This window comes from Psychroflexus planctonicus, from assembly GCF_014640195.1.
Taxonomy (GTDB): domain Bacteria; phylum Bacteroidota; class Bacteroidia; order Flavobacteriales; family Flavobacteriaceae; genus Psychroflexus; species Psychroflexus planctonicus.
Map to the genome: position 1 here is coordinate 362,861 of NZ_BMGM01000001.1, position 17,434 is coordinate 380,294.

14 protein-coding genes are annotated in these 17,434 nt (G+C 35.0%); 6 read left to right on the forward strand and 8 right to left on the reverse strand.

Going from position 1 to position 17,434, the window contains the following annotated elements; genetic code table 11:
- Positions 1–147: 147 nt before the first annotated feature.
- From IEV72_RS01745 to IEV72_RS01765, 5 genes are all read right to left on the reverse strand, one after another.
- Positions 148–711 (reverse strand): REP-associated tyrosine transposase, encoded by a 564-nt coding sequence (locus tag IEV72_RS01745; RefSeq protein ID WP_188457349.1) that lies wholly within the window; start codon positions 709–711, stop codon positions 148–150.
- Positions 712–863: 152 nt separating this feature from the next.
- Positions 864–2,396 (reverse strand): DUF4301 family protein, encoded by a 1,533-nt coding sequence (locus IEV72_RS01750; RefSeq protein WP_229731763.1) that lies wholly within the window; start codon positions 2,394–2,396, stop codon positions 864–866.
- Complete coding sequence (locus IEV72_RS01755; RefSeq protein WP_188457350.1) at positions 2,389–2,952, reverse strand: AAA family ATPase; 564 nt, start codon at positions 2,950–2,952, stop codon at positions 2,389–2,391. The genes IEV72_RS01750 and IEV72_RS01755 overlap by 8 nt, the downstream gene beginning before the upstream one ends.
- The gene (gene pnuC / locus IEV72_RS01760) at positions 2,907–3,545 is read right to left on the reverse strand and encodes a nicotinamide riboside transporter PnuC (RefSeq protein ID WP_188457351.1); all 639 of its coding nucleotides are present in this window, start codon (positions 3,543–3,545) and stop codon (positions 2,907–2,909) included. Before pnuC ends, IEV72_RS01755 begins: the two co-directional genes overlap by 46 nt.
- On the reverse strand, positions 3,529–3,789 hold the full coding sequence (locus IEV72_RS01765; protein WP_188457352.1) for a thiamine-binding protein: 261 nt from the start codon (positions 3,787–3,789) through the stop codon (positions 3,529–3,531). Before IEV72_RS01765 ends, pnuC begins: the two co-directional genes overlap by 17 nt.
- 212 nt (positions 3,790–4,001) lie before the next feature.
- On the opposite strand from IEV72_RS01765, the gene lepA reads away from it, so the two are divergent.
- Positions 4,002–5,798, forward strand: a complete 1,797-nt coding sequence (lepA, locus tag IEV72_RS01770) for a translation elongation factor 4 (protein ID WP_188457353.1) — start codon at positions 4,002–4,004, stop codon at positions 5,796–5,798.
- Positions 5,799–6,476: 678 nt separating this feature from the next.
- The gene (locus tag IEV72_RS01775) at positions 6,477–7,367 is read left to right on the forward strand and encodes a T9SS type A sorting domain-containing protein (protein ID WP_188457354.1); all 891 of its coding nucleotides are present in this window, start codon (positions 6,477–6,479) and stop codon (positions 7,365–7,367) included.
- A gap of 160 nt (positions 7,368–7,527) precedes the next feature.
- Here IEV72_RS01775 and IEV72_RS01780 read toward each other — a convergent pair whose 3' ends face one another.
- Positions 7,528–9,990, reverse strand: coding sequence for a hypothetical protein (locus IEV72_RS01780; protein WP_188457355.1), 2,463 nt, complete (start codon positions 9,988–9,990; stop codon positions 7,528–7,530).
- Between the two features lie 123 nt (positions 9,991–10,113).
- On the reverse strand, positions 10,114–10,713 hold the full coding sequence (rnhB, locus tag IEV72_RS01785) for a ribonuclease HII (RefSeq protein WP_188457356.1): 600 nt from the start codon (positions 10,711–10,713) through the stop codon (positions 10,114–10,116).
- A gap of 150 nt (positions 10,714–10,863) precedes the next feature.
- On the opposite strand from rnhB, the gene IEV72_RS01790 reads away from it, so the two are divergent.
- On the forward strand, positions 10,864–12,798 hold the full coding sequence (locus tag IEV72_RS01790; RefSeq protein ID WP_188457357.1) for a putative porin: 1,935 nt from the start codon (positions 10,864–10,866) through the stop codon (positions 12,796–12,798).
- A 131-nt stretch (positions 12,799–12,929) separates the two neighbouring features.
- On the opposite strand, the gene IEV72_RS01795 is transcribed toward IEV72_RS01790, so the two are convergent.
- Positions 12,930–13,127, reverse strand: a complete 198-nt coding sequence (locus IEV72_RS01795; protein WP_188457358.1) for a Sec-independent protein translocase subunit TatA/TatB — start codon at positions 13,125–13,127, stop codon at positions 12,930–12,932.
- 231 nt (positions 13,128–13,358) lie between these two features.
- Here IEV72_RS01795 and IEV72_RS01800 point away from each other — a divergent pair, with 231 nt between their 5' ends.
- Genes IEV72_RS01800 through IEV72_RS01810 form a run of 3 tightly spaced genes read left to right on the forward strand, consistent with a single transcriptional unit; the run spans position 13,359 to position 17,424 of the window.
- Positions 13,359–14,228: a M23 family metallopeptidase gene (locus tag IEV72_RS01800; protein WP_188457359.1), complete on the forward strand. Its 870-nt coding sequence runs from the start codon at positions 13,359–13,361 to the stop codon at positions 14,226–14,228.
- A gap of 1 nt (position 14,229) precedes the next feature.
- Positions 14,230–15,732 (forward strand): GH3 auxin-responsive promoter family protein, encoded by a 1,503-nt coding sequence (locus IEV72_RS01805; protein ID WP_188457360.1) that lies wholly within the window; start codon positions 14,230–14,232, stop codon positions 15,730–15,732.
- Between the two features lie 15 nt (positions 15,733–15,747).
- Positions 15,748–17,424 (forward strand): DUF6909 family protein, encoded by a 1,677-nt coding sequence (locus tag IEV72_RS01810; RefSeq protein ID WP_188457361.1) that lies wholly within the window; start codon positions 15,748–15,750, stop codon positions 17,422–17,424.
- Positions 17,425–17,434 lie beyond the last annotated feature (10 nt).

A 17,434-nucleotide genomic window follows, 5' to 3' on the forward strand; every position in this document is an offset into this window, starting at 1 on the left:
CCGCACGAATCCTTTCGTGTGGTAATATGAATCTGAAAATGAATAGCCTAAGACTAACAACCAAAATCTAAATCGCTACCGCACGATTGCATCCCCCCGCTACCGGACGATTGCATCGTGTGGTTTTCTGTTAATAGTTCAAATTTCTTAGCCAAAATACTGAAAAACAATAATATTATCTAACAATCCTTTATTTTCTGCATAATCAGCTGCACTACTGTATACATAATCTTCTGGATGATAAACTAAACCGGCAGCTACGGGATTCTTATGCACATAACTAATTTTTTCTTGAATTACTTTATTACTCCATAGCTCGATAGGTTTATTATCGTGTCTCCAAAATTGAAATTTATCTACATTTGAAGACTTACTAGCTGCTTTTTTAAACTGGGCTAATAAAAATTCTTTCCTGCTTTCCCTAGGATTTTCCTGAATTGCTTTAACAATAGCTTTACTGGTAAAACGTTTAAAATCTCCTAATAAATTTGCTGGGTTTAATCCATCGATGCTTCTAAAAACCAAGTGAACATGATTAGTCATTATACACCAAGCAAAAATCTCCATTCCTTTGTTCTTTTGGCAGAAATGCAGACTTTCAACAAGTATATCTTTGTATTCATTTCTAGTGAAAACATCAAGCCATTCTACTACAGCAAAACTCACAAAATATAGACCTTCTGGATTATGAAATTTATAATTCCTGCTCATTTCATAAAATTACTTATTTTTTTGAATTACAGCAACAAGCAAGTTTAGTCTTTACGCCACACGCGATACAATCGCTCGGCAGCTGAGTTACACACGCGATTTAATCGCACGGTAGCAGTGGTTAACATCCAAACCAAGTTATTTCTTTCAATTTATAAATGCTGCCCACTGACATGCAAGGGCTTCAACAAATCATTAACCGATTTTACAGGGCAAAACGTGCTAGACGGAACTTCTACAAAAAGCGTGTTCCAATATTCCATGGCGCCGTTCCATAAACCAGGAAGCTCCAATGCTTTTAAGGCTTTTCCTTCTACCGATTTTTCAGTTATAAAGCCACGGTCTGGATTTACATATTCCAATAAATTGAATTTCTCCCCTTGGTAATTCTTTACTCCACAAACCAAATCGACTGGATTAAAATGCGTGGCATCGGTTAAAATACTGGCTTGTTCGGGATTGTTTAAATCAATTTGCGATTTTTCTACAATTTGCAAGGAAGTGTTTCCTTTTCCATTGACCATCCAATACGGACCGCCGCCGGGTTCGCCTTCGTTTTTTACCATTCCACAAACGCGAATCGGTTTGTTTAAATGATGAATCATTTTTTGTGCGTCTTCTAAATCTTGGTCAACATTCAAGGAATCTTGTAGAAAATGAGCCGCTTTGTCCAATATTTCTTGACTTGGATTGTTCTGTAAAGCTTGGATTAATTCAAAGGTTTTTTCTTGAATTTCCAACAAGTATCCAGCTAAAGCTTTTTTGTAAAACGCATTGCTTTCTAAGTTGTTTCGATGCGAAATATTATCGATGTTTTTAATGAAAATGACATCGGCATCTACATCGTTTAAATTTTCAATTAACGCACCATGACCGCCAGGACGGAATAATAATTTTCCATTGGCTAAGCGAAAAGGCTGATTTTGCATATCTACCGCCAAGGTATCGGTGGCTTTCTTCTGAAAGGAAAATGAAACTTCAAATTCCACTTGGGTTTCTTTTGAAATACGGTTTTTGATGTCGTTGAATTCAGCTTCAAATTTAGTGAGGTGTTCTTCTGAAATGGTAAAATGCAAATGTGCTTTTCCTTCTTTTGAAGCATAAGCGGCAGCCTCGTAAAAATGTTCTTCAAAGGCAGAAACAGTGGTTTTGTTGTAATCGTGAAACGGAATTAATCCTTTAGGTAATGCATCCAATCCCAAGCCATTTTCAGCTAACATGAGTTGAAAAGCTTGATAAGCTTGTTCAGTTTGATTTAAACTTTCAAAATTTTCGATGCCGCTTTCAATGGCATCATAAAAAGGAAGCTCATCTAATTGATTTGCCATTTTTTGCAAACCCGCATATTTTTCTTTTTGCAATAAGTTGCTAAATTCTTCAACTGAATTAGCTTTTTCCATCAATTGATGCATGGCTTTGAACATTCGGGTTGCTGCACCACTAGCTGGAGTAAATTTTACTACTTTTAGTTGAGATTCGGCATCGTATTTTTCAACAAAATCATGTAGTTTTTCATCTGTAAAGGCTTCAATTCCTTGGTTGATATTAGCAGCAGAGCAGACTTCAGAAAAAGGAATTCCTTCTTCAAAAATTTCGAGATACCGATTTACCTTTTCTTGGCTTATGTTTAGTGCTTTAAGTTGTTGTTGATCATTTTCATTGAATTGAAACATGGTTTTATTCATTTAATAGGTTCTGCAAAATGGGCTTACATTGCGCCAAACGCTGTGCTAAACTTCCGGTAGTTTTAATGTAAGGTAAATTGCGCTTAGTTAGTTCGTTAGCAAATATAGCAAACATTTTTTCTCTTTCGTTGGGTTTGTCGCGTAAGTCGTCAGGCTTCCAAGGGACATCGATGTCACATAAAATATACAATTGATATTCGTGTTTTTCGACGTGTTTTTCCAGCAAAGGATTGGTATAATTTTCAAAATACACATTGGCATACACCCAATTTTGAAGCAAATTGGTATCGCAAAACAAGATTTTATTCGCTTTTTTAGCTTCTTTATTTTCCAAGGCAATTTGTCCTTTGGCAATGGGAATCATGTCTTCTTCGGTACAGATTTCGTTATGCTGATCCCATTTTTTTTGCAGATACGTCCGCATGTATTCGGGTACCCAGCGCGTATTAAATAGTTCGGCTAAAGCTTTTGCTAAAGTAGATTTCCCGCTGCTTTCCGGACCAAATAAAACTACTTTAATAATTCCGTTTTGGGCTTGTTCAAGTTCTTTTTCCATGCGTAGTAAGCAAATATAGCAATTAAGCCGAAGATAAAATATTGAATGGCGGTAAGCAGCAAACCTTTGTAAATGTACATGGGAATGGAAACAAAATCGCCAACAATCCAGAAAAGCCAATTTTCGATTTTCTTTTTGGCCATGAGCCACATGCCGACGAAAAAGATGCCTGTGGTGACCACATCTGCATACGAAACCCAATTTTCCCATTTGTTGAATACTTGGTACACCAAAGCCACACCTACCAAAGTAGCCATAAACAAAATCAAGCTGGTACGTTGTTCATTTTTAGTCCACGAAGTAATGGGCAAATAGGCTTCATTTGAAACTTTTCTAGTCCACATATACCAACCGTACACACTCATGATAAAATAGTACACATTAATGAGCATATCGCCCAGCAAACCATACACCAATAAAATATAAACAAAAATCAAAGTACTGATGATGCCCGTTGGAAAAACCAAAATGTTATCCCGTTTAGAAAAGAGAACACTGAGCAGTCCGAAAAACACCCCAAGGATTTCTAATACTAGTAAATGCGTTTCTACACCTTGGTAAGGTTCGAGTAACTGATTAAAAATGGGGTTCATAGTCCGCTCGATTGGATTTAACGATTTTTACGTACAACAAACCCCGCTCAATGGCTTCAAAAGCTACTTTCATTTCTTTGTTGAGCACTTGCATTACTTCATCGTATTCGCCATAAACTTGGGTGCTTAACGGATTTTCCTTCATGGCTAAACCCGAATCGCGCAAAGCTTGTATAAATTGAATAATAGCCGGCTCGTAATCGTCTTGAATGGGTGTTAGGGTTAATTCTACTGAAATTTGCATGTTTGTTTTTAGGAACAAATGTAAGGAAATAGAAATGTACTCATGTTGAAATGTGTTATTAAGCTATTAGCCAGTAGCTCTTGGCTCTTGGCTATCCGCCAAAAGCTATCAAATTAAAAGCAGAATTTCGGCATTTTTATGCTGAGCCTTGCAAATAGTTTATATTTGCAAAAAATTAGACGGCGGAAGCAGTTGAAGCATGAATTTTGTGTATGAAAAACATTAGAAACTTTTGTATTATAGCCCATATCGACCACGGAAAAAGCACCTTGGCAGATCGTTTGTTGGATTCAACCAATTCGGTTACCTCTCGCGAAAAACAGGAGCAATTGCTGGACAGTATGGACTTAGAGCGTGAACGTGGAATTACCATTAAAAGTCACGCTATACAAATGGTGCATACACATGAAGGTGTAGAATACACACTGAATTTAATCGACACCCCAGGTCATGTTGATTTTTCCTACGAAGTGTCGCGTTCCATCGCGGCTTGCGAAGGCGCTTTGCTTATTGTAGACGCCGCACAAAGTATTCAGGCACAAACCATTTCCAACTTATACTTGGCTTTAGAAAACGATTTGGAAATTATTCCTGTGTTGAATAAAGTAGATTTACCCAGTGCCAATCCAGAAGAAGTAACCGACGATATAGTAGATTTACTGGGTTGCGATGCTTCGGATGTAATTCCTGCCAGCGCCAAAACAGGCTTGGGCATCGATGAAATTTTAAAAGCCATTATCGAACGTGTTCCCGCTCCAAAAGGAGATCCTGATGCACCTTTGCGTGCTTTGGTTTTCGATTCGGTGTACAATCCGTTTCGGGGTGTGGAAACCTATTTTCGGGTTTTTGATGGAAGCATAAAAAAGAACCAGAAAATTAAGTTTGTTGCTACCAACAAATCTTATGGCGCTGATGAAATCGGCACCTTAAAGTTAAAGCAATTCCCCAGAAATGAAATAAAAGCAGGTGATGTTGGTTACCTCATCACGGGTATTAAAGATGCCCGCGAAGTAAAAGTAGGCGATACCATAACCGATTCAGAAATACCAACAACGGCGGTAATTTCTGGTTTTGAAGATGTAAAACCCATGGTTTTTGCTGGAATTTATCCAGTGGATACCGAAGAATATGAAGATTTGCGTGCTTCCATGGAAAAACTACAATTGAATGATGCTTCTTTGGTTTTTCAACCAGAAAGTTCGGCTGCATTAGGATTTGGTTTCCGCTGTGGATTTTTAGGCATGTTGCATTTGGAAATCATTCAAGAACGTTTAGAACGTGAATTTGATATGACGGTCATTACCACCGTTCCTAACGTTTCGTATTTGGCATACACCACCAAAAATCCTGATGAAGGAATTATAGTGAGCAATCCAAGTGATTTACCTGAACCTTCGACTTTAAGTCATGTAGAAGAACCTTACATTAAAGCCAGCATCATTACCAAAGCCGATTTTGTTGGACCTGTAATGGGTTTATGTATCGAAAAACGTGGGGAAATCACCAACCAAAGTTACTTGACTACCGAGCGCGTAGAATTGAGTTTCGATATGCCGCTAGCGGAAATTGTATTCGATTTTTACGATCGTTTGAAAACTGTTTCCAAAGGCTATGCTTCATTTGATTATTCGCCTATTGGAATGCGCAAATCGAAATTGGTAAAAGTAGATGTACTCTTAAACGGAAACACAGTAGATGCGCTTTCGGCATTAATTCACCAAGACAATGCTTACAACATTGGTAAGAAAATGTGTGAAAAGTTGAAAGAACTCATTCCAAGACAACAATTTGATATCCCGATTCAAGCGGCAATTGGCGCCAAAATCATCGCTCGTGAAACCGTAAAAGCTTTACGTAAAGATGTTACTGCCAAATGTTATGGTGGAGATATTTCACGTAAACGAAAACTGTTAGAAAAACAGAAAAAAGGAAAAAAACGCATGCGCCAAGTTGGTAATGTAGAAATTCCGCAAGAAGCTTTTATGGCGGTGTTGAAGCTGAATGATTAGGTTTGGTTTAGAAGTTAGACCGTTTCAATTAAAATAAAACAGAGATAGCTCGGATTTGCAATCCGAAAAGATAATGCTATACTTCAATAATTATAGATACAGATAATTCGGATTTGCAATCCGAAAAAATAATGCTACAATTCAATAATTATAGATTTCAGGGCGCTGCCCCTTTTCTTCTTTTTAGGTCTACACAATATTAGGAAGATTTGTGAGCCATGCTCCCAAAAATAAAGATAGCTCGGATTTGCAATCCGAGCGAAAGTAAAATACTCAAATCCCATAAGTAAGGCTATCCGAAGTTTGCAACTTCGGATTACGCTAAACTCTAACAAACCGAATAACAGATAACAGAGATAGCTCGGATTTGCAATCCGAGCAGAGAATGTTACACTTCAATAATTATAGATTTCAGAGCGCTGCCCCTTTTCTTCTTTTTAGGTCTACACAATATTATGAAGATTTGTGAGCCATGCTCCCAAAAATAAAGATAGCTCGGATTTGCAATCCGAGCAGAAATAAAATACTAAACTACCCTGTAGGTAACGCTATCCGAAGTTTGCAACTTCGGATTACACTAAACTCTTATAAGCCGAATATCTTTTTTGTGAACAAAATAAACTTTAAATTTGTTGTAGTTAATACGCTAAAATCTTGATTTTTACTTCTTTTAATATAATGAGAAACACGTTACTTTTAAGCTTTTTTATCTTTGGACTTGGAGCCACAGCTCAAGATTACACGCCATTATTGGACGAATTGAATGAGTGGCAATTTACCAGTTGTTATTTTGGTTGTGGAACAGACATATATTATACCGATGGAGATACCATAGTAAATGGCAAAGAATACAAAATCTTAGATGGTTATCATTATATAAATCGAAATGTATTAATTCGAGAAGATGTAAATGAGAAAAAAGTATTTCTCACCATTACGCAACCTCAATATGCTGAAGACATCTTATTATACGATTTTTCTTTAGAAGAAGGAGATTCGATAAATATGAAAAATCCGTTGACACCTTTTCCAACTAATGCAGGTTATTTTATGCTGGATTCCATCAGGTTGCAACAAAATGAAAACGGAAATAACAACAAGTATTTTTATTTTACCCCGACACCAAACAACTCAACTTATATTGAAAGTGCAAAATGGATAGAAGGTGTTGGATCGATATCATTAATCAATGCGCCTGGGGGTGAACCTGATATTAATCAAGTTGGCGAATTGAGCTGTGCATTTAAAAATACTGAATTGTTTTACTCCAATTTAGATTCTATATCTAGCTGTGACCCTATGCTTTTAAGTATTGATGAAATAATCAACGCTCCAATAGAAATTGAATTGTTACCCCAACCCGAAAGAAATCATTTTTTATTAACCAATGCAAAAGATGTCAGAGAAGTTTTAGTTTATGGTATCAATGGAATGCTTTATAAAAACATTCTTTCTCACAACCAAACTGAGTTTAAATTGGATTTAAGCGATTTAGAAACGGGTATTTTTATTTTAAAATTAAGTTTACACCATCGCAAAGCTGAAACTTTTAAAGTGGTAGTAAAATAAAAAAACACCTAACGGGATAAAGGTATAACTAAACATATGCTATCCGAAGTTTGCAACTTCGGATTATGCTAAACTCTTACAAACCGAATAACAGATAATTCGGATTTGCAATCCGAGCAGAAAAAATACAGATTTAGCTAAGTTAAAAGTAATAAACTAATCAATTGATTTCATAAAACAAAATGGAATCTTCTTCGCCCATTAACATCAGTTGAATTTTACTAGCCTCTGTGCTAAAATAATCTACAGCAGAATTTCCGTAAACAGGAAAGCCTTTCAATGCATTTCCAAACTCATCAAAAACATAGAGCTTTTTAGCTTGCGTATCGGTTACACTTACCCAAGTTTTGTCTTGACTTTGTATGATTTGCGGAGCAGTGTACAAGCCATAATCTAATTCAATTTGTACTTCATTTATTTGAAGTATGTTTTCAGAAAGCGTGACCAAAAGTCGGTTGTTTGCTGAAATAAAATGCGTGGGCAATAAATCTTTTTCGGTGATTTCTAATTTTCCTTCTTCTGAAATTTGCACTAAATTTCCATCTTTGGTAGTGGAAGTAAATTTACCATCGTAGAGAAACCAAGGATTTCCAGAAAATTCAACATCGGTTGTATAAGAAACCCGTTCTTTCCCAGTTCGGTCTAAAATATGAAGTTTCCCTGAAGCTTCTTGCACTAACAAATAATCTTTTCTACCAATCCTAAAGTGCTTGGGTGGATGGCTAATGGCTGAATTATCAGTTGTAAAGGCAAAACCTTTTACCTGTTTTCCTTCTTTGTTAAAGGCTTTCATTTTGTTGCCTTGACAAATAATAAATCGGTGTTTACCATTATTGTCGTAATCAAAAATTTGCAGGGGTTGCGTGATTTTTTCTTTTAATTGAATTGGAAATGGCGCTACATTATTTCCGTTTTTATCCAATACATAAATCTTATTTTCAGTAGCAAAAGCCAATTGAAGTCTTGTATTTCGGTAAATATCAAATTCAATGGCTTGACCTAAAATAACTTCATTCAATTTTTTATCCCATATCAGGTTACCGTTATCATCTAAAAGTTGGGTCTGTAAATTTTGGTCTTGTAAAAAAACATCGCGTTGCTTGGTACGCCAATTGGTAAAAAACTGGGGTTTATTTAAGGTTTTTGTTTCTAATTTAAATCTGCCTTTTTGCTTAACCACAGCCGTTTCAATATCTTGTTTTGTTTCTTGTAAAACGGCGTTTAAATAAGCGTATTCTTCATCTACATTCATTTGCAGTGCCAAACCTTTGTAATCTGAAAACGAAAGTGCCTTTACATTTTGTTTAAAAGTTGAATGACTCTTGGTTTGCATGTAATCTGCCCAATTTTCTGACAATGCGTATAACAAAGCGGTAGACTCGTTGCTTAATTTTTCTACTTGCGTTTGGTAACTGCTTTGTTGATGTAAACTTAAGCGATTAACGTGATTTATAATGGTATTTTCAAGGGCTTCAACAGAAGTGGAAAACACAAAGAAATCTTCAATTTGCGTTACAAAATTAGCTTGCTTCAACACGATAAGCGGTGCATAAATTTGAAGCAAATCCGTTTCGTTCAATTGAAAAATTTCAAAATTTCTAAAATTCTTTTGAAACTCCATTAAAGGTTTTAAATCTTCTAAAGTTGTTGCTGCTTTCTTGCTTCGCAACACTACTAAATCTTGATTAGTAAAGTGAATTTTACTTACTTCGCTTAAGTGTTCTAAAATGGGTTGATACTTGGTTTTATCTGGTAAACCAAGTGTTTTTCGTTGTGCTAAATAAGCTTCAAAATCAGTAATGGCATAACTTTCAAAACCTATGGCATTTAACGGGACTAGCTTGGCAATTTCATGCTGAATACGCTTTTGGTTTTTCAACAAACCTACTTTTCTTTTTTGAGCATGATTATTTATACCTACGCCGCTTAATTGTAATTTATCTGAATTTATCTTTACATCTAATGCAACCCAATCGGTTAAGTTACTAAACAAAAAATAGGTATGTTCTGCAAAAGCTTTATTGTATATATTTTTAAATTCATCTAAGTGTAAAAACAAGCTTGGCGAATCACCATCTACCGTTTTGAGCACATCAGTAAAAGCTTCATCTATAGGAATTTGGTTTTCGATATCTCGAATTTTATTTTCTACAATTAATTTTGAATCGCTAACCAAAATATTATTTTCAAACCAAACTGCATACAGATTTTTCTCTTTCCAAGTGAACTCGTGTATTTGTTTGCCTTCGTAATTGAAGGTTTTATGATTGGAAATTTCAGCTTTTAATCCTTGAAAATTTACATCTTCAGATGAAGCAATAAAGCTGGCAGCAATATCTTTCTTTCCTACTGCAGAAAAACAAAACACGCCATTTGCAGCCGTTTCAAACTGATTAAAAAATTCAACTTGATTTGCCACTTCTTTAAAAATAGGTAAGTCTTGATTTTCTTCAAAAAAAGAATTTTTTAATAATGTTGAAGAAGTGCTTGCCAAATCTTCACTTTGAAATATCAAGATGGAGGAAGACGGAATTAAATCGATTGGACGCCATGCTGATGGTTGCGTAGATGAAGTACAAGACAGAAGTAAAAAGGTAAGAAAGAGACTGAAAACAAACTTCATAGCACAAATATATTATATTGCAAAGCAACAGAATTTTTTTAAAACTAATTGAATAAAGTAAGGCTTTAATAAAAGAAAATTGATGGAATCCGATTCCCTTTTTATTTCTAACCGAAAAAAGCATCAAAATGAAAAAGCCAACTGGTCGGGCAATAATTTGAAGCTTTTTCTATGGTATTTTGTAATGCCGTATTTCTGGATGGCCGCCCGATGTTCTTTAGTAGGATAACCTTTGTTTTTTATCCAATTGTACATGGGGAATTCTTCATGAATCTTTGCCATAAAAGCATCGCGTTCAGTTTTAGCTAAAACAGAAGCTGCTGCAATGCTTAAATATTTTGCATCGCCTTTTACAATACATTGATGTGGGATTTTTCCGTAATTGTGGAATTTGTTGCCATCTACCAAAATAAATTCAGGCTGGGGTTGCAATTGGCTTATGCTTTTGTGCATGGCTTTAATAGAAGCTTGAAGAATATTAATTTGGTCTATCTCTTCCATCATGATGTGTGCGATTCCATAAGCAATTGCTTCTTGTAAAATTACTTCTCTTAATTGATTGCGTTTCAACAAGTTTAATTGCTTAGAATCGTTAAGCACTTCATTAACAAAGTTTTCAGGTAAGATTACAGCAGCGGCCGTAACAGGTCCAGCTAAGCAACCACGACCAGCTTCGTCTGTACCGCATTCTAAAAAATCAGGATTTAAAAAAGCTTTCAGCATAGCTTCAAAAGTAGTAATTTTCAGTTTAGTGTTAAGAAGTGCTTCAATTGAAAAATCATTCCTTAAAATAATGCTACTTTTGCGGCTATTGTTTACAAATCTATGTATCGCTATTTAATTTATATTTTTTTTCTACTCTTTTTGGGCTCAATGCAGGCTCAAACTTTAAAGAAAACCAACGATGGTCGAGCTTCTGGAGAAAGGGTTAATCGAGCCGATCGAGAAGAAAGCTCCCAAAGAGTGAACAAAAAAGACGACATGCCACCTGCATCAGAATACAAGATTATTGATCGGGAAAGAGATACAACTGTGGTAGATACTTCTTTGAGTATACAAAAATACTTTAAAGCCAATTATTTACGTCAAGATAATTTTGAGTTAATTCAATTTCATAACGTAGGAATGACCTACAATAAATTGGGGTACAATTTTCGTGATTTTTCGTTGAATCCCACTATTGGAGCTACTGCAAAACATTACAACTACACTTCTAAAGATGAGATTTATTACTACGAGACGCCTACTCCTTTAACTGAATTTTACTTTAAAACCGTTTTAGAACAAGGTCAAAATTTAAAATCGTTTTTTACCACTAATTTAAATCCTAGACTTAATTTTTCAATAGGATATGAAGCATTGAATTCGCTAGGAGAATATGTACATGCTCGTTCTACAGCCAACAATTTTAAAACTAGTTTCAATTACCGAAATAAATCAGATCGATATTTTCTCCGTTTTCATTTTACATCTCAAGATTTAGAGCAACAAGAAAACGGTGGATTAACTTCTGAAGGTATTGAAAATTTTGAAGAAGAAGTTCCTGAGTTTGAAAACAGAGCTTCGCTAGCTGTTCAATTTCAAGATGCTTTTAGCCGTTTATGGGGAAACCGATTTTATTTAGACCAAGAATACATCTTGATTCGCGGAAACGATTCTACACAAAATAACCAAGTACGAATTGCACATGAATTTAGTGCAGAAGACAAAAATTATTCTTATGCACAAGGGGAAGCAAACGAATATTTTGGTCCTTCACTTGAAGATGAAGACATAAAAAACGAAGTAAAACACTTTGAATATATAAACGAATTTAAAGCAAATTACTACCAACGGCTTCTAGGTAAATTTGAGTTTTCTGCAAAAATTACAGATTACCGATATGAGTATAATTCTATTATTGTACAAAATGACGGAAATGTAATCCCAAACCTTTTGAATGGAAATATATATAGCCTAGGTGGAAGTTACGCTAATAAAATAGGCAGATTATCTTATCAAGGGGAAGCAAAATACAATTTTGCTGGAGATTTTGATGGCAGCTTTTTAAATGGGCAACTCAATTATAAATTAACAGAAAACCTAAATGTAAATGCGCATTTATCTATTAGTTCTCGAGCACCCAATTTAAACTATTTGCTTTTTCAAAGTGCTTACGAAAACTACAATTGGTTTAATGATTTTAGCAACATAAACACACAAATTTTAGGTGGAGAAATCAGCCATAAAAAATATGGTAAAATTGAAGCTTCTTTAACGCAAATAAACAATTTCACCTATTTTGGAACCGTAGGAGAAGCTGAAAATATAAACGAAGTGTTTAGAAATGTTGAAGCTTTTCAAGCTACAGATCAAGATGTTAGGTATGCCAAATTAAAAGCTACAAACGATATGAAATTTGGTGTTTTTGGCATGCATCATACCTTGATGTATCAAAATACCTTAAATGGAGCTAAGCTTCTACCCACTCCAGAATTGGTTACACGTAATAGCTTGTATTATCAAGATCATTGGTTCAAAAAAGCCACTTTTATTCAAACTGGAGTTACCTTAAAATACTTTTCAGACTTTAACTCCAATATGTTTAACCCGATTTTAAATGAATTTGTAGTTCAAGATTTTACAAATTTGGATGGGTTTTATAATGTAGATGTATTTTTTAATGCGAAGTTAAGAACAGCTAGACTCTTTTTTGCGCTAGAAAATGTAACCAATCTCTTTAATGGAAATACCAACTTTACCGCTCCAGGTTATGCATTAAGAGACTTCAGATTTAGATTTGGTTTGGTGTGGAATTTCTTTTTATAGTTCACTACTTTTAATTTTAAAAATAAACTTGAGTTGTAGCAATTGAAAAAGTTGATGTAGGATCAGTATTTCTTCAACAAAAAAAGCGCTTCGTTAAAAGCGCTTTTTTGTTTTGTATCTCAAAATTCAGTTTACTTAATTGTCTTTTTTGAATCTTCAGTCTCATCTCCTTCTTCCTTCGAAGCATCTTTAAATTCTTTTATTCCGCTTCCAAGACCTCGCATTAATTCAGGAATTTTTTTACCGCCAAAAAGCAGTAAAATCAACACGACAATAATTGCAATTTGCCATGGTCCAACCATTCCCATTATTACAAATAAACTATTCATATGCTTTTAATTTGGTGCAAAATTACACAATTAAAAACAAATGAAAGATACATCTAATTAAAATAGAGTTAAGCTTCAGTTGAAAAGCATTAGAAATTAAAAATAAGCTTGTTGATATTTGCTGGTACATAATAAAATTGTGGTTAAATAAATGCCTAATCTAGCAGGCTTTCAAATTAATTAACTTTCATGTAAACGTTAAAATGTATATTTGCCAGATAGTATTTTTAGATGGGTAAGAAAAAAGAGAAAAAGGATAAGCTGTTACAAAAAATGCTTCATCGTTACCGTTTGGTAATTTTGAATGAAGATACATTTGAAGAGCGCATCTCTTTTCAAGTAAACCGTTTAAATGTAATTTTAATTGGCGTTTTTTCAGCCATATTACTTATTGTCTTAACCAGCGTTTTTATTGCCTTTACTCCGTTACGTGAATATATACCAGGCTACTCTTCTACTGCATTGAGAAAAAAAGCTACCACTTTGGCTTACCAAGTAGATTCTTTAGAAATGAAAATGAGTAAAAACGATCAGTACTTGAATTCAATACGTTCTGTACTTCGTGGTGAAGATGCCGACGATGAAAACGATACGAGTTCTACACCTGTAAAAGAAAAAATTGACCCAACTGATGTAGATTTTTCCGCTTCGCAAGCAGATGCAGAATTAAGAGAAGAAGTAGAACAAGAAGACAAATACAATTTAATGGAAGAAGCCGTTTTTAGGTCAGATTTTAGTTTATATCCGCCCGTAAACGGAATTGTAACTTCTAATTACAACGCTCCAGCCAAACATTATGCGGTAGATGTTGCCACCCAAAAAGACGAGCCTATAAAAGCAACTGCAGACGGAACGGTTATATTTGCAGAATGGTCTGTAGAAACAGGTTATGTAATAATTGTAGAACATCAATTTGGATTAATTTCTGTGTACAAACACAATTCGTCTTTGCTTACCAAACAAGGCGACTTGGTTAAGGCAGGACAAGTTATAGCCTTAGCAGGAGATACAGGCGAGTTGAGCTCGGGCACACATTTACATTTTGAATTATGGATTGATGGAAACCCCATAGACCCAACCGAATTTATAAGTTTTGAATAATATGTCTTTAAAACAAATAGGTGCAAAAATTTATGCAAAAATTAGTGCATACAAAACCGCTTCTTGGTCAAACAACCCGGTTAAAAGTCAAGAGCGCGTTTTTAAGGATTTAATTGCTAAAGCCAAACATACCAAGTTTGGTAAAGAACACGATTTTGAAAAAATTTCAAATTATGAAACTTTTCAAAAACAAGTTTCCATTTCAGATTATGAAGCTTTACGACCTTATGTTGAAGAAGCAGTAGCCGGAAAAGAAGATATTTTATGGCCAGGAAAACCATTGTATTTTGCCAAAACTTCAGGTACAACCAGCGGAGCAAAATACATTCCGTTAACCAAAGATTCCATGCCAAACCATATTGATGCGGCTCGAAATGCCATTTTAAGTTACATACACGAAACTGGAAATACAGAATTTGTAGATGGTAAAATGATATTTTTGCAGGGAAGCCCAGAGCTAGACCAAAAAAACGGAATTCATTTTGGAAGACTTTCCGGAATTGTAGCACACTTTATTCCAGCCTATTTACAAGCCAACCGAATGCCAAGCTGGGAAACCAACACCATTGAAGACTGGAATACTAAAATTAAAAAAATTGTAGAAGAGACTGAAGTAGAAGACATGAGACTCATTAGCGGGATTCCTTCATGGGTACAAACCTACTTTGAAATTCTAGTTAAAAAGCACCAAAAAAGCATCAGCGAGATATTTCCAAATTTTAGTTTATTCATCTATGGAGGAGTAAATTATGAACCTTACCGTTCTAAGTTTGAAGAGTTAGTTGGCAAAAAAATAGACAGTATTGAACTCTATCCCGCTTCTGAAGGTTTTTTTGCTTACCAAGACAAGCAAAATGTAAACGGGATGCTGCTTCTGCTCAATGCCGGAATTTTTTATGAATTCATTAAAGCAGACGAATTTTTTGAAGAACACCCAAAAGTGTATACCATTAAAGATGTTGAAACAGATGTAAATTATGTAATGATTATTTCGAACAACGCTGGACTTTGGCGTTATAATGTGGGCGACACCATAATGTTTACTTCAACAAAACCATATCGCGTAATTGTTTCTGGTAGAATAAAACACTTTACATCTGCGTTTGGAGAACATGTTATTGCAAAAGAAGTAGAGCAAGCCATACAGGAAGCAAGCCAAAAACACAAAGCACAAATCAGCGAATTTACCGTGGCTCCTCAGGTCAAACCAGAAAAAGGTTTACCATATCATGAATGGTTTATCGAGTTTCAAAAAGAACCTGATAATATGGAAGATTTCATCAACACTATAGACCATTCGGTTAGAAAACAAAACTCCTATTACAACGATTTAATCAGTGGAAATATTCTACGTAAGTTAGTAGTTACAAAAATTGAAAAAGATGGTTTCCAAGAATTCATGAGTGCTCGGGGCAAACTTGGAGGACAAAATAAAATACCCCGGTTATCTAACGATAGAGAAATAGCAGAACAATTATTACCTTTTACCCAAAAGGCAGATTAAATAAGAATAATACATATGAAAAGTTTACCAGATATAACCAGAAGTAGAGCAAGAGAAAGCACCAACGCCATAGAACGCATTTACATCACTATGCGCCATTTATTTATACGCGGTTTTTATAAACCCATGGGTATTTCTGGAGAAACCTTACGCCAGTCTTTATTAACATTAAGACCAGAAATTTATGGCAGTATTGCTGAAGAAAAAGTAGAACTAAACGGTCTGCTTTACATAATTGAAAGACTTCCTCTAGGTATTGAAGAATGTAGGTTTATAAACCTAACAAGTGATGAAGGCTATTCCGATTCTCATTTTCAAGCCATTGTTCCGCCTAAACGAAGAAGAAATTGCTACCGTATTGATGAAGAGCAAATGAATATTGAAATTACCCGTGGTCGCTCAGAAATTTATGATATTTTAACCCACCTAACTTTCATGTTTATCGAGTCTCATAAAATCATGAAACGCGTCATCATCAATGAAGCGGGACACGTAAATAGAGATTGGCAAAAGCTTGAAGAAGCCATAAAATATAGAAAAGAACTCAACCAACCACAACGAGAAATTGCCATTACTCACACAGCAAATATTTTAGGCAGAACTTTTTTAGAAGTAAACCAAGTCTATAAAAAGTTTGCTACTAAAAACAACCCAGATCAGTTTTTAAACATCATCTACAATTTAGGAAAATTGGCCATAGATGAAGAAGTAAAAAACAACAAAAGAGTAATTACCTTTAGTCCAGTGCTCAGAGAACGCTTAGGACATCACATTCATGGTGAAGTTTGGGCAGAGAACATCAAAAAAACATTAGCAAATCATCAGCTTTTAGATCGAAAAATTCATATTATCAGTGCCAATATGCATTCGGTAATGAATACTTTGTATGCCAAAGGCGCTTTAGGGAAAGATGTTGATGAGAACAACATACTAGCCACTTTTGAAGCATTGAGTAAACCAGAAAACAATAGCATGCGTAAAAAGGTAGAACAACACGCTACCGAGCAAGGCATGATTTACATTAAAGATGAAAGCGGCACTAATATAGACGTACAAATTTTCGATTTAAAAAATTTACAAAACAAGCATTCTCAGTTTCAAGTAAAAGATAAAGAAGATGATGTAATTATTGTAATGGATTACGCTTTTGGAGAACAAGCTTACGAAACCATGGATGAATTGCTAAAACCTATTAAACTTGATGAAGAGCGTAAATTTATGAATGTAGATTCCATTTCTATCATGGGAAAAGCCGGAATTTTACAAGGCGGAAAAGGAGACATTATGATTCCAAATGCGCACTTATTTGAAGGCACAGCCGATAATTACCCATTTAAAAATGAGCTTCGAATAGAAGAATTTGGAGGTCACGGTCTTCAGGTTTTTGATGGTGCCATGGTAACGGTTTTAGGCACATCGCTTCAAAATAAAGATATTTTAGAGTTTTTTCATAAATCTTCTTGGCGTGTTGTAGGTCTAGAAATGGAAGGTGCGCATTACCAAAAAGCCATACAAGCTTCGGCAATGCTTCGCCTTAACATTAGCAAAGATGTAAAAGTAAGATATGCATACTACGCTAGCGACAATCCTTTAGAAACAGGCAGTACATTAGCTTCAGGTGGTTTAGGAACAACCGGAGTAAAACCAACGTACTTAATTACTGAAAGAATACTAGCTCAAATTATTAACTAACATATATCAT

Coding starts and splice junctions, on each gene's coding strand:
- IEV72_RS01810 (WP_188457361.1), top strand. CDS start 15,748: ATGAAAAGTTTACCAGATATAACCAGAAGTAGAGCAAGAGAAAGCACC.
- IEV72_RS01800 (WP_188457359.1), top strand. CDS start 13,359: ATGGGTAAGAAAAAAGAGAAAAAGGATAAGCTGTTACAAAAAATGCTT.
- IEV72_RS01765 (WP_188457352.1), bottom strand. CDS start 3,789: ATGCAAATTTCAGTAGAATTAACCCTAACACCCATTCAAGACGATTAC.
- IEV72_RS01795 (WP_188457358.1), bottom strand. CDS start 13,127: ATGAATAGTTTATTTGTAATAATGGGAATGGTTGGACCATGGCAAATT.
- IEV72_RS01780 (WP_188457355.1), bottom strand. CDS start 9,990: ATGAAGTTTGTTTTCAGTCTCTTTCTTACCTTTTTACTTCTGTCTTGT.
- lepA (WP_188457353.1), top strand. CDS start 4,002: ATGAAAAACATTAGAAACTTTTGTATTATAGCCCATATCGACCACGGA.
- IEV72_RS01745 (WP_188457349.1), bottom strand. CDS start 711: ATGAGCAGGAATTATAAATTTCATAATCCAGAAGGTCTATATTTTGTG.
- IEV72_RS01805 (WP_188457360.1), top strand. CDS start 14,230: ATGTCTTTAAAACAAATAGGTGCAAAAATTTATGCAAAAATTAGTGCA.
- IEV72_RS01750 (WP_229731763.1), bottom strand. CDS start 2,396: ATGAATAAAACCATGTTTCAATTCAATGAAAATGATCAACAACAACTT.
- rnhB (WP_188457356.1), bottom strand. CDS start 10,713: ATGCTGAAAGCTTTTTTAAATCCTGATTTTTTAGAATGCGGTACAGAC.
- pnuC (WP_188457351.1), bottom strand. CDS start 3,545: ATGAACCCCATTTTTAATCAGTTACTCGAACCTTACCAAGGTGTAGAA.
- IEV72_RS01775 (WP_188457354.1), top strand. CDS start 6,477: ATGAGAAACACGTTACTTTTAAGCTTTTTTATCTTTGGACTTGGAGCC.
- IEV72_RS01790 (WP_188457357.1), top strand. CDS start 10,864: ATGCAGGCTCAAACTTTAAAGAAAACCAACGATGGTCGAGCTTCTGGA.
- IEV72_RS01755 (WP_188457350.1), bottom strand. CDS start 2,952: ATGGAAAAAGAACTTGAACAAGCCCAAAACGGAATTATTAAAGTAGTT.